The sequence below is a fragment of the Gottfriedia sp. NPDC056225 genome (genome assembly GCF_042267765.1).
Lineage (GTDB): Bacteria > Bacillota > Bacilli > Bacillales > Bacillaceae_G > Gottfriedia.
This window is the reverse complement of sequence record NZ_JBHJTJ010000011.1, coordinates 21,210-34,311: the sequence shown is the minus strand read 5'-3', so window position 1 is coordinate 34,311 and position 13,102 is coordinate 21,210. Positions and strand designations below refer to the sequence as shown.

Genomic DNA, 13,102 nt, shown 5'->3' with positions numbered 1-13,102 from the left:
ATTCCGAATTTCTGGAATTTCCAGGTTTTCGGAATTTTATTGGAGTGAAATTCCGAAACTTCGGAAAAACTCCATTTAAAATTATTAGAAAATTATAAATTGAGCTAATATTAATAGTTTTATAAAATAAATAAATGTAGAGTAGATTAAGTCCTAAAAATATTAAATACGGTCTTAGTAAAATCCAATAATAACTTGGCACACTATTTGCTTGTATAAAAGCAGAAGAACATTCTGTTTGAAAGGAGCAAAATTCAGTAAATAGTGGCATTTAAACTAGTTCACTAGTTTGAATGAAAGCGTTGTCAATGAAGCGCCAATTCGAAAAGATAACAAGGAGGTTATTATGGAAATCATCATTATTTTATTAGCATTAGGACTTTTAATGTTTGTAGCTTATCGTGGGTTTTCTGTTATTTTATTTGCCCCAATTTGTGCTTTATTTGCAGTACTTTTAACTGAGCCAAGTTATGTTCTACCATTCTTTAGTAATATTTTTATGGAAAAAATGGTTGGCTTTATAAAGTTATATTTCCCTGTATTTTTACTTGGAGCAATTTTTGGTAAAATCGTTGAAATGTCTGGAATTGCTGAATCAATCGCAAAAACAATTATTCAATTAGTAGGAGCAAAAAGAGCAATTTTAGCGATTGTATTAATGGGTGCAATTTTAACATATAGTGGAGTAAGCTTGTTTGTTGTCGTATTTGCAATTTATCCATTTGCTGCAAACTTATTCCGTGAAGGCAATATTCCAAAGCGATTGATTCCTGGAACAATTGCCCTTGGCGCATTTACGTTTACGATGGATGCATTGCCTGGTACACCGCAAATTCAAAATGTTATCCCGACTACATTTTTTAAAACGGATATTTATGCGGCACCATTTTTAGGGATTTTAGCTGCTGTTTTTGTACTTGCAGTCGGTCTTTGGTACTTAGAATCAAGACGTAGGAAAGCAGAAAAAGCAGGGGAAGGTTATTTAGGATTTAATGGGGAATTAGCTGCTACACAAGAAACTCAAACAGAAGTTCCTTCATTAAATATAAATACTCCTACACCAGTTTTAAAACAAATTTTAGCGTTCGTTCCACTATTATTAGTTGGATTTTCAAATAAATTTTTCGTTGTTTCTTTCCCAAAATGGTATCCAAATGGATTTGATTTTAAATCGATTGGTTTAGAAGCTTTTGGGGTTGTTGATATTACTGCAGTTGTTGGTATTTGGTCAGTAGAATGTGCCCTCGTTATTGGGATCCTTTCAGCGATGATTTATGGCTACAAAAATATTCGAACAAATTTAAAATCAGGCATTAATATAAGCATTGGCGGAGCACTACTTGCGTCTATGAATACTGGTGCTGAGTATGGTTTTGGTGGAGTAATCTCTGCATTACCAGGTTTTGGATTAGTCAGTAAAGGAATTTCTCATACATTCTCAGATCCATTAGTAAATGGGGCAGTGACGACTACAACATTAGCAGGTATAACGGGTTCTGCATCAGGCGGTATGGGTATTGCACTCAGTGCAATGTCTGAAAAGTATATCGAAGCAATTAACAAATATAATATTCCGCCAGAAGTTATGCATCGGGTTATTTCGATGGCATCAGGTGGTATGGATACTTTGCCACATAACGGTGCAGTCATTACATTATTAGCTGTAACTGGTTTAACACATCGCCAGTCATATAAAGATATTTTTGCAATAACAATCATTAAAACAGTTGCAGTATTCTTAATCATTGCAGTATTTAAACTTACAGGACTTGTTTAAGAATGTTAAACTACTAATCTTACTTTTGAAGGGAGCAAAATAATGGGCAAGAATAAGGTAATTACTTCAGTAGAAGAGGTTGTTTCACAAATTCATGATGGAGCTACGATTATTGTCGGTGGCTTTGGACTTTGCGGTATTCCTGAAAAAATGATTTTAGCATTACGAGATAAAGGGACAAAGGATTTAACAATCGTAAGTAACAACTGTGGAGTTGACGATTGGGGACTTGGGCTATTACTAGCAAATAAACAAATTAAAAAAATGGTTTCTTCATATGTTGGAGAAAATAAAATTTTTGAAAAACAGTTCTTAAGTGGAGAACTTGAAGTAGAACTAGTTCCTCAAGGGACTTTAGCAGAGCGTATTCGTGCAGGTGGCGCTGGAATCCCAGGATTCTACACAGCTACAGGCGTAGGAACTCCAATTGCAGAAGGAAAAGAACATAAAGTTTTTAACGGAAGAACATATTTATTAGAAGAGGGAATCGTAGGTGACTTTGCATTTGTTAAAGCTTGGAAAGCTGATAAGCAAGGAAATCTAGTGTTTAGAAAAACTGCTCGTAACTTTAATCCACTTGCAGCGATGGCTGGAAAAATTACAATTGCCGAAGTTGAAGAGCTTGTAGAAGTTGGAGAACTTGATGCAGATGCAATTCATACACCGAGCATTTATGTACAACATGTTTTCCATGGCGAAACATACGAAAAACGCATTGAACGTAGAATGACTACAGGAGTATAGGAGGCTAATAACATGAAAGATATTCGTCAATTAATTATTCAAACTGCGGTTAAGGAAATTCAAGATGGCATGTATGTAAACCTTGGAATTGGACTTCCTACTTTGTTAGCAAACTATCTTCCAGAAGGTATTGAAGTAATGCTACAGTCTGAAAATGGTTTATTAGGTATTGGACCATATCCAACAGAAGCTGAAATAGATGCTGATTTAATCAATGCAGGAAAAGAAACAGTAACTGCTGCTAAAGGGGCTTCTTATTTTGATAGTGCTGAATCTTTTGCAATGATTAGAGGAGGCCATATCGATTTAGCAATTTTAGGTGGTATGGAAGTCTCTGAAACTGGTGATCTTGCAAACTGGATGATCCCAGGGAAAATGGTAAAAGGTATGGGCGGTGCGATGGACTTAGTAAATGGTGCGAAGAAAATCGTTGTTGTCATGGAGCATGTTAATAAATATGGTGAAAGTAAAGTGAAAAAAGCTTGTACTTTACCTTTAACTGGAAAAAGCGTAGTTCATAGACTAATTACTGAATTAGCAGTTTTTGATTTTACAAACAAAGGCATGGTTTTAGTAGAGTGTGTAGGAGAAGCAACGATTCAAGAAATTACTGAAAAGACTGAAGCTACATTCACAATTAGTCCAATCTTACTAAATAATGTGAACTAGTCTTTTAAAGGAGGCAAACAAATGCAGCAAATGCTTTCTGAGAAGGTTGCACTAATAACTGGTGCTGGTAGTGGAATTGGCTTTGAAATTGCTAAAACCTTTGCAGAGCAAGGAGCAACAGTTGTTTTAACCGACTTAAACGAAGGAAATGTTCAAAAGTCCGCTTCTTCATTACGAGAATTAGGGTTTAATGCGATCGGTTATGCGTGTGATGTTACAAATGAAGAACAAGTAATTGACACAATTCATAAAGTAATCAATCAATTTGGTGAGTTACATATTTTAATAAACAATGCAGGTTTACAATACGTTTCATCAATTGAAGATTTTCCTACAGAAAAATTTGAATTACTTGTTAAGGTTATGTTAACAGCACCATTTATCAGCATCAAACATGTATTTCCGATCATGAAAAAGCAAAAGTATGGCAGAATTATTAATATGGCTTCGATCAATGGATTAATAGGATTCGCCGGTAAAGCAGCTTATAATTCAGCGAAGCATGGAGTAATTGGTTTAACAAAAGTGGCTGCATTAGAAGGTGCTTGTGATGGGATTACAGTTAATGCAATCTGTCCAGGTTATGTTGACACACCACTAGTTCAAAACCAATTGGCTGACTTAGCAAAATCAAGGAATGTACCACTTGAAAGTGTAATTGAAGAAGTAATTTATCCATTAGTACCTCAAAAAAGATTACTTTCAGTAAAAGAAATCGCAAACTATGCAGTATTTCACGCTAGTGAATACACTGGCGGGGTCACAGGACAAGCAAATGTAATAGATGCAGGATATACAGTGCAGTAGGGCACAAAAAAGGTAGGAAGAGCAGGGACGTGTTCCTGCTTTTCGCTTTACCTGTATCCTACTTTTAAAGTGAGGTATCGTATGAATAGTATGTTAGAAAGACTTCCGTTTGAATGGATACAAGAGATTATTAATCTAGCAACTGAATGGATTGTCGTAGTTAATCGTGATGGCAGAATTTTATATATGAATGAATCGTATTGTGAGTTTGTTGGACGCTCTGCAGATGAAGTGATTGGAATGGCTGTCCATGAAGTTATTGAAAACTCAAGAATGCATATTGTTGCTAAAACTGGTCAAGCAGAGGTTGCTGAAATACATCCAATCAAAAACACAGAGATGGTAGCAAATCGATATCCACTTTATGTAGGGGATGAATTAGTAGGTGCAGTTGGAACAGTTATGTTTAGGAATGCACAAGAGTGGATTGAGTATTCTAAAAAAGTAGAACCAATAGTAGAGGAATTAAATTATTATAAAAAGAAATTTGAAAAAGAGTTAAGTAGTAAATATAGCTTCAATCAATTAATTGGTGAAACTCCTGTTTTCAACGCTGCAAAAAAATTGGCAGGGCAAGTATCTGCAAGTTCATCAGCCATTTTACTCTTTGGAGAATCAGGTACAGGTAAAGAATTATTTGCACATGCAATTCACGATGCAAGTCCAAGAAGGAATTTTCCGTTTGTACGAGTAAACTGTGCTTCAATTCCAGAGCATTTACTAGAATCAGAGCTCTTTGGTTATGAAGAAGGAGCATTTACAGGTGCAAAAAGAGGTGGGAAAAAAGGGAAATTTGAGATAGCAAATCGAGGAACGATTTTTTTAGACGAGATTGGTGATATGTCATTGCATATGCAAAGTAAATTACTTAGAGTACTTCAGGAAAGAGAAATAGAAAGAGTTGGTGGAAGTTCTCCAATCTCCATTGATGTACGAGTGATTGCTGCTACTCATCGAGATCTTGAAAAGATGGTCGTTTTAAAGGAATTTCGTCAGGATTTGTATTACCGCTTAAATGTAATTAAAATAGATATCCCTCCACTTAGATCACGGATAAATGATTTACCTCTCATTGCAAATTCATTAATAAAAAAACTCGAAAGGAAATTTCATAGAAACGGTATTCAAATTTCAAATGAAGTTTTTCAAATTCTTAAGTCACATCACTGGCCAGGAAATATTCGAGAACTAGAAAATGTACTTGAGAGATGCATAAATGTCCTAAATGGTAAAGTGATTACACCAAAGCAATTACCTCTTTATTTATACGATAATCCGATCAATCAAAAAAATACATTTGCTGTAGAAAAAAATACATCCCAATTCATTAATCAAATTTCCATAAAATCGCTAAAAGAAATGGTTGAAGAGACCGAAAAGGATGCTATTAAAAGAGCGCTAGTTGAATCTCAAGGTAATAAGATTGAAGCTGCGAAATTATTAGAAATAAGCAAGTCAACTTTTTATGAAAAATGTAAAGCTTATCACATTAAAAATTAATTCGTTAAAGGTGGTTTAGTTCAAAAGGATAAAATAAAAGGGGGAAATAAAATGGGTGAGAATGTTGTAATTGTTAGCGCTGTTAGAACTGCAATTGGAAATTTTAGTGGTACATTGAAAGATGTAAGTGCAGTAGAACTAGGTGCTAAAGTGATTAAAGAAGCGATTAATAGAGCGGGTTTACAAGAGAATCAGGTTGATGAAGTAATCATGGGAAATGTCCTACAGGCTGGTTTAGGCCAAAATCCAGCAAGGCAGTCAGCTTTAAAGGCGGGACTACCAAATACTGTCTCTGCAATGACAATAAATAAAGTTTGTGGTTCAGGTTTAAAATCAGTCCATTTGGCGACTCAAGCGATTTTAGCAGGAGATGCTGATATTATCGTTGCTGGAGGTATGGAGAACATGAGTCAAGCTCCATATCTGCTAAAAGGTGCAAGAGATGGCTATAGAATGGGTAATCAGAAAATTGTTGATAGTATGATTGCAGACGGACTTTGGTGTGCATTTAATGACTATCACATGGGAAACACTGCTGAAAACTTAGCGGTTCGCTATGAAGTTTCTAGAGAAAAGCAAGATGAGTTTTCGGTAAATAGTCAACAAAAAGCTGAAATGGCGATTAAGGCTGGTAAATTTGAAGATGAAATTGTTGCAATTGAAATACCACAACGAAAGAAGGATCCAATCATTTTTAAAGAAGATGAGTATCCTAAATTTGGTGCGACAGTAGAGAAAATTTCAACATTAAGACCGGCTTTCGATAAAAATGGAACAGTTACAGCGGCAAATGCTTCTGGAATAAATGATGGCGCAGCTGCTGTTATATTGATGAGTGAAAGTAAAGCAAGAGAACTTGGAATTAAACCGTTAGTAAAAATTAATGCGAATAGTAGTGCAGGCGTTGATCCTAGTATTATGGGAATTGGAGCGGCCTTTGCAGCTAAAAAAGCAATTGAAAAATCATCAATCGAATTAAGTGATATTGGCTTAATTGAAGCAAACGAAGCATTTGCAGTGCAATCGCTTTCTGTGTTGAAGGAATGCGGATTTGATGACGCGATTGTCAATGTGAATGGTGGAGCGATTGCATTAGGTCATCCAATTGGTGCGAGTGGAACTAGAATACTAGTTACATTGATTCATGAGATGAAGAGAAGAGAAACACAATATGGTCTAGCAACACTATGCATTGGTGGCGGAGAAGGTGTTGCTACAATTATTGAAAATTGCTTCGAATAAATAAAAAGCGGTAGGGCAAAATTTGCTCCTACCGTTTTATTTCTATTTAGATGATTCTTACCGAAATAACGCCCTCAATTTCTTTTAATAATTGCTCGACCGGTTCATTGAATGTATCATCAAGGTCAATCATCGTATAAGCAAAAGCACCTTTACTTCGGTTTAGCATGTCGGCGATGTTTACATGATATTTTGCGAGTAATCCAGTAATTTGTCCGACCATATTAGGAATATTTTTATGTGCAATCGTAATTCGTTTCTTCCCTGTATAAGGTAATTCCACATTTGGGAAGTTAACTGAATTCTTTATGTTACCTGTTTCTAAGTAATTTTTTAGTTGTTTTGCAGCCATACGCGCACAGTTCTCTTCTGATTCAGCTGTTGATGCTCCTAAATGAGGGATTGGTATGACATTTTTCATACCGATTACTTTTCCATTTGGGAAATCAGTTACATAAACTCCTACAGTACCATTATTTAGCGCATATTCGATCGCAGTATCTTCCACTAATTCAGAACGTGAAAAGTTAAGTATTTTAACTCCTTTTTTTACGACTGATAACAGCTTTTCATTTACAAATTCTTTTGTTTCAGCTGTAAGTGGAACATGAATTGTTATATAATCACATGTTGAAAAAATTTGCTCCAAATTATCAATTCGCTGTACATTTCTAGATAATCGCCAAGCTGTTTCAACAGAAATGTAAGGGTCATAACCATATACTTCCATATCTAATGCAAGAGCATCATTTGCTACAAGTGCGCCAATTGCTCCCAAACCAATAATCCCTAATTTCTTACCTGCGATTTCTGCTCCAGCAAATTCTTTTTTACCAGCTTCTACAATTTTGGAAACATTTTCTTCACCAAATAAAGAACGAGTCCATTCAATCCCTTCTATAATTCGGCGAGAAGAAAGAAATAAACTTGTCAAAACGAGTTCTTTAACTGCATTTGCATTTGCACCAGGCGTATTAAATACGACAATTCCTCTTGAAGTACATTCATCTATTGGAATATTATTTACGCCAGCTCCGGCCCTTGCGATTGCCTTTACACTACTTGGAATGCTCATCTCATGCATACTATGGCTTCTTAATAAAATTCCATCAGGTTCATTTAAATTATTGTTAATCGTATAATGATCTAAAGGAAATTCTTTAATACCATGCTCAGAAATATTATTCAATGTTTGTATTTTTATCATCTTACTATCTCCTCTACGATTTTCTTTTCAAAGCGACTCATAAACTGAACTAATTTCTCTACACCTTCTAATGGCATCGCATTATAAATACTAGCTCGCATACCTCCTACTGATCGATGACCTTCAAGATTCACAAAACCAGCTGAATTTGCCTCAGCAAGAAATTGTTTATTTAATTCATCAGTAGTCGAAGTAAATGGAATATTCATAAGCGATCTGCTCTCTTTTTCAATTGGAGAAGAGAACAAGTCAGATTGATCGATAAAATCATATAATAATTGAGCTTTTAACAGGTTATTTTGATGAATACTATTTAATCCGCCAGATTCTTTTATCCATTCTAAAACTAACATCGCTACATAGATGCTGAATGTGGGTGGTGTGTTATAAAGCGAAGATGCTTCCGCATGTGTTTTATAGTCGAGCATTGTTGGACAAATTTTATCAGCATGACCGATCAGATCATCTCGAATAATAACAATCGTTAAACCTGCAGGGCCGATGTTCTTTTGAGCACCCGCATAGATTAAACCGAATTTAGAGACATCAATTGGTTCGGAAAGTATATTTGAAGAAAAATCTGCAACTAGTGGAGAAATTGTATTAGGGTAAGTAGAGTATTTTGTCCCTTCAATTGTGTTATTCGACGTTATATGTACATAGTCATATGGTTCGTTTAAATCTAAAGCTTCTAAATTAGGAATATATGAAAAATTTTTAGCCTCAGAAGAACCGATCACTTCAACTTCACCATATTTTTTTGCTTCTGAGATTGCTTTCTTAGACCAAGAACCCGTATTGATAAAAGCAGCCTTTTTATACTTTTTCATTAAGTTAAGTGGAACCATTGAGAATTGAGTCGAAGCTCCACCTTGCAAAAATAAAACTTTATAATTTGCTGGGATTTCTAAAACTTCACGTAATAAGCTTTCACATTTTTTAATAATTCCTTCAAATTCGGCAGAACGATGACTCATTTCCATAACAGACATTCCAGAACTTCCAAAAGAAACAAGCTCTTTTTGTACTTTTTCTAATACTGGAAGCGGTAAGACAGAGGGACCAGCAGAGAAATTAAAAACACGTTCCATAACAATCATCCTCACTTCTTATTTTTTTAATATTCTAACTTTAAACTACCGTAATACGTTGGTCAATAAAGAATGAAATAAAATCACAAAATTTTCACAAAAATTATAAGTCTTATATGAAATGATCAGTTTGAGTAGGTTTAATTTTAAGTGTGATGAAAGGAGCGCTATTGAACGGAAGAAGTAAATAGTTAATATATATGAATGCTAAATAAAAAATAAATCGTTTTAATCCACTTTATGAACTATTTCCCTACCATTTTCGAGGTAGTGCAGCAGTTAGTAATGATGATATGAACTCAAATCGCTCATATCGGAAAGGAATGCCCGTAGAAGAATGCTTAAAAGAAATAAAAAGGAATAAAGGAATCCAATTTGATCCTAAGATTACGGATGTATTTCTTAGTTTATTTGACTCTCGTGAATGAACAAAGAGTAGCTTTTTAATGAAGGCTACTCTTTTTTATGATCTCAATTTTTAACTCATAAAGGGTCTATGAGTTAAAAAAAGAGCAATATGATGGAAAATACGTACTCATAACAGATTCATAAGTAAATAAGCATAATTATGAAAACATGTTGGACATTAATTGATAAATTCATTTTTTCAACACGAAAAGAGTAGTCTTATCGAAGAAGGCTACTCTTTTCGTTGTACCAACCTGGAATAGATATATTAAAATTCCTATGATCATCTAAAATCATTCGAACCCTTTTCCACATTGAATCAGTTAAATGCGGTGTATTCTTATAAGACCAAATAATATCTGATGGAATAATCATTGCAGCATAGAGTGCATACAAAGTCCAAAAATCATCAGGGGGATTGTTCGAGAAATATCCATCAATTTGCCCAATTGCAAACGGAAGGCTTATATCTTTTGTAAATAAAGCAACTTTGTGAAAATCATGATAAGGATCTCCCCATTCAAATCGATCAAAATCAATTACCGCTTTTAGTTGCCCATCTTTAAAAAGTAAATTTGCTGGATGAAAATCATCATGTAAAAAAGTAATAGGACGATTTTTTAATAAGTGTCTGTTTTCCTCAACAAAGGACAGAACAAAATCGAGTCCCGGAAATGAAATAGTAGATTCCTTCAGTAAATCGACATATCGATTGAATTTAGCAAGTCGGATATCTTCCCAAGATTGATTTTGACTTGGATTTGTTAATGAATGAATTTTAAGTAATTCCTTTCCAGATTGTAAACCTAATTGATACTGTTGTTCCTTAGCGATCGTTTGTAAATATTCCTCACCATCTAATCCATCAACAGACTCGACAGCGTGTATTGTGAGAGCTTCTTCACTCAACTCAATTAAATGAATCGGTTTAGGAATAATTGAACCAATTTCATAAAAGTTCTCTAAATATGTATTAAGCAATTTAACATGACTAGTACGATCAAAATCATAAATTTTGATAAACAACTCTTCACCTAAATCATTTTTAACCTTCCATTTCTCTTCAAATGAAAATCCTTTTTTTACTTGCGAAATAGATACAGCAGACTGCAAAAATGGAACTTTTAGTATTATTCGATCATTTAATTTCAAAATTACACCTCCTATTTTTATAAATTACTAGAAAATACTTTCAATTCACTGTATTTTTATCTTGTTCCTTATAAATGTTGTATTCATATGTTTAGTTCAACTTAGTATGCTTGACTCTTATGGGAAATATGGGGAACCTGAGACCCCACAGAGGAAACCTCAAACTAATTTTCTTAAAAAACAACAAAGATTACTCACAAACCAATCATAATATGTATTTTTATACTTTTTTTCGTCGAACTGTAACGTTTGACTGTATACTTTCTAAATTATATAATAGTAATACTATTTAAAATGGGGAGGGTTGTCACTTGGGATCGAGTATCGCATTGGGGAGTTAGCTGAAATAGCTCAAGTTTCAAAAAGAACAATTGATTATTATACAAAATTAGGGTTACTAGAAGCAAAACGATCTGTATCAAATTATCGATATTATTCCACAGAGGCAATTGAGACTCTCAGATTTATTGAACATTGTAAGAAAATGAGAATATCCTTAGAAGAGATAAAAGATTTATTGCAAACTAATTATAATCAAAAAAATTGTGTTTTTGAACAAATTCAACAAATATCAAATCAAATTATTGAGCTTGAAGCTAAATTAGCTCAGTTAGTACCTGTTATTTCGAGTATGAATGAATGTGAAAAAAATGCTTTAGTAGATTCATTGTCACATCATACATCACCGTTATTTCAAACATTAAAGCATTTTGTAAAATAATGACTAAATTAATATTAAAACTTAACAATTTATTAAAGCTATAAAATAAGTATGTTTTACTAAATTATGGTAATCTATTAAGTAAGTAAAATAATATTTTTATATTTTTGTAGATTGAAAATCTCAGGAGGTGAATACTCGAGTATTAAAACTCGAGTTCGTCATTGGACATAGTTAACTTGTTTATGATTGCAGTATTAATCGCACTTACAGCTTTTTTCGTCGCAGCAGAGTTTGCGATCGTGAAGGTTAGATCAAGTAGAATTGATCAACTAGTAGCTGAAAAAAAGCGAGGTGCAGTAGCTGCTAAAAAGGTTACGACGAGTTTGGATGAATATTTATCAGCTTGTCAATTAGGTATTACGGTCACAGCTTTAGCATTAGGGGTTTTAGGTGAGCCAACATTTGAGCATATAGTGCACCCAGTGGTAAATTATTTTGGATTAAACGATGCGATAACTAAAACAATTTCGTTTATCCTAGCTTTTACTCTTGTGACATTCATTCATGTAGTAATTGGTGAGCTTGCTCCAAAAACGGTTGCTATTCAAAAAGCTGAATCAATCACACTAATACTTTCTACTCCACTTATTGTTTTCTATAAAATAGCTTATCCATTTATTTGGGCATTAAATGGTTCTGCAAGATTTTTTACAGGATTATTTGGTATTAAGCCAGCATCAGAATCAGAAGAAGTTCATACTGAGGAAGAATTACGAATTATTTTATCAGAAAGCTTTGAAAGCGGAGAAATTAATCAAGCTGAGTATAAATATTTAAATAATATTTTTGAGTTCGATAACCGACTTGCAAAAGAAATTATGGTCCCTCGTACTGAAATTATCGGTTTATATGCGGAAGACCCAATTGAAGAACAAATTGAAATAATTAAAAATGAAAAATATACACGTTACCCGGTTTTTGGTGAGGATAAAGATGATATTTTAGGCATAGTAAATGTTAAAGACTTTTTTATCCGTTATCTTGATGGTGAAGTTGAAAAATCATATGATTTCGCTAACTACACGCGACCAGTAATTCAGGTAATTGAAACGATCGCAATTCACGATTTATTATTGTTAATGCAAAAGAAACGTATTCCGCTTGCAATATTGTATGATGAATATGGCGGAACTGCTGGATTATTAACAATGGAAGATATACTTGAAGAGATTGTTGGAGAAATTCGTGACGAATATGATGATGATGAAAAGCCTGCTGTTCAACATATATCAGACTCTCATAAAATTGTAGACGGAAAAGTGTTAATCACTGAAATTAATGACTTATTCGGACTATACGTAGTAGAAGATGATGTTGACACAATTGGTGGCTGGATTTTAACTCAAAACCACGATATTCAACAAGGTGAATCGATTATATTTGAGGACTTTGAATTTAAAGTTGTTGAATTAGATTCACATCAAGTAAAACTTGTTGAAATAAAAAAAAATGAATTTATAGAAGCAGCAAAATAATAATATCAATAAAAAAGAAGGATAAAGAGTTAAATCTTTATACCTTCTTTTTTTAGTTAAGGTACATTGTACAATGTTTCACAAAACGTTAACATATTACTAATCCCGTTGGTCTATATTTAGTATAAAATAAGATTGTAAAGTTGATTTGTACAGAAGTACTATTTCTTTCTAAGTTACAAGGAGAGAACCTTCTAGTTATAGTTGGATTTTAACTATTTCAATCAGCTTATTTTTTAATCGTTTCGTACAATACCTCATTTTTCCCCCTCTTCTTATTTTAAGAAAGAGGCTTTTTTTTGCATA

11 protein-coding genes are annotated in these 13,102 nt (G+C 33.7%); 8 read left to right on the top strand and 3 right to left on the bottom strand.

The features are described 5' to 3' along the window. Positions 1–346: 346 nt before the first annotated feature. The 6 genes from ACFCYN_RS09780 to ACFCYN_RS09755 all read left to right on the top strand — a co-directional run bounded on the left by ACFCYN_RS09780 (position 347) and on the right by ACFCYN_RS09755 (position 6,739). The gene (locus ACFCYN_RS09780; RefSeq protein WP_375949002.1) at positions 347–1,777 is read left to right on the top strand and encodes a GntP family permease; all 1,431 of its coding nucleotides are present in this window, start codon (positions 347–349) and stop codon (positions 1,775–1,777) included. 42 nt (positions 1,778–1,819) lie between these two features. Next, the gene (locus ACFCYN_RS09775; protein ID WP_172445712.1) at positions 1,820–2,521 is read left to right on the top strand and encodes a CoA transferase subunit A; all 702 of its coding nucleotides are present in this window, start codon (positions 1,820–1,822) and stop codon (positions 2,519–2,521) included. Between the two features lie 12 nt (positions 2,522–2,533). Then, positions 2,534–3,190: a 3-oxoacid CoA-transferase subunit B gene (locus ACFCYN_RS09770; RefSeq protein ID WP_375949000.1), complete on the top strand. Its 657-nt coding sequence runs from the start codon at positions 2,534–2,536 to the stop codon at positions 3,188–3,190. A 30-nt stretch (positions 3,191–3,220) separates the two neighbouring features. Continuing rightward, a complete protein-coding gene (locus ACFCYN_RS09765; RefSeq protein WP_375949125.1) occupies positions 3,221–3,997 on the top strand; it encodes a 3-hydroxybutyrate dehydrogenase in 777 nt (258 codons plus the stop codon). A gap of 81 nt (positions 3,998–4,078) precedes the next feature. Further along, on the top strand, positions 4,079–5,497 hold the full coding sequence (locus ACFCYN_RS09760) for a sigma-54 interaction domain-containing protein (RefSeq protein WP_375948998.1): 1,419 nt from the start codon (positions 4,079–4,081) through the stop codon (positions 5,495–5,497). A 51-nt stretch (positions 5,498–5,548) separates the two neighbouring features. Continuing rightward, positions 5,549–6,739: an acetyl-CoA C-acetyltransferase gene (locus ACFCYN_RS09755; protein ID WP_375948996.1), complete on the top strand. Its 1,191-nt coding sequence runs from the start codon at positions 5,549–5,551 to the stop codon at positions 6,737–6,739. A 46-nt stretch (positions 6,740–6,785) separates the two neighbouring features. Here ACFCYN_RS09755 and ACFCYN_RS09750 read toward each other — a convergent pair whose 3' ends face one another. The 3 genes from ACFCYN_RS09750 to ACFCYN_RS09740 form a co-directional block, all read right to left on the bottom strand. Continuing rightward, positions 6,786–7,946, bottom strand: a complete 1,161-nt coding sequence (locus ACFCYN_RS09750; RefSeq protein WP_375948994.1) for a phosphoglycerate dehydrogenase — start codon at positions 7,944–7,946, stop codon at positions 6,786–6,788. After that, on the bottom strand, positions 7,943–9,037 hold the full coding sequence (gene serC / locus ACFCYN_RS09745; RefSeq protein ID WP_375948992.1) for a 3-phosphoserine/phosphohydroxythreonine transaminase: 1,095 nt from the start codon (positions 9,035–9,037) through the stop codon (positions 7,943–7,945). Before serC ends, ACFCYN_RS09750 begins: the two co-directional genes overlap by 4 nt. Before the next feature lie 627 nt (positions 9,038–9,664). Beyond that, positions 9,665–10,597, bottom strand: coding sequence for an aminoglycoside phosphotransferase family protein (locus ACFCYN_RS09740; RefSeq protein ID WP_375948990.1), 933 nt, complete (start codon positions 10,595–10,597; stop codon positions 9,665–9,667). Positions 10,598–10,901: 304 nt separating this feature from the next. Between ACFCYN_RS09740 and ACFCYN_RS09735 the strand changes: the two genes are divergently transcribed. Next, positions 10,902–11,318: a MerR family transcriptional regulator gene (locus tag ACFCYN_RS09735; RefSeq protein WP_375948988.1), complete on the top strand. Its 417-nt coding sequence runs from the start codon at positions 10,902–10,904 to the stop codon at positions 11,316–11,318. Between the two features lie 164 nt (positions 11,319–11,482). Then, a complete protein-coding gene (locus ACFCYN_RS09730) occupies positions 11,483–12,796 on the top strand; it encodes a hemolysin family protein (RefSeq protein ID WP_375948986.1) in 1,314 nt (437 codons plus the stop codon). Positions 12,797–13,102: the final 306 nt, after the last annotated feature.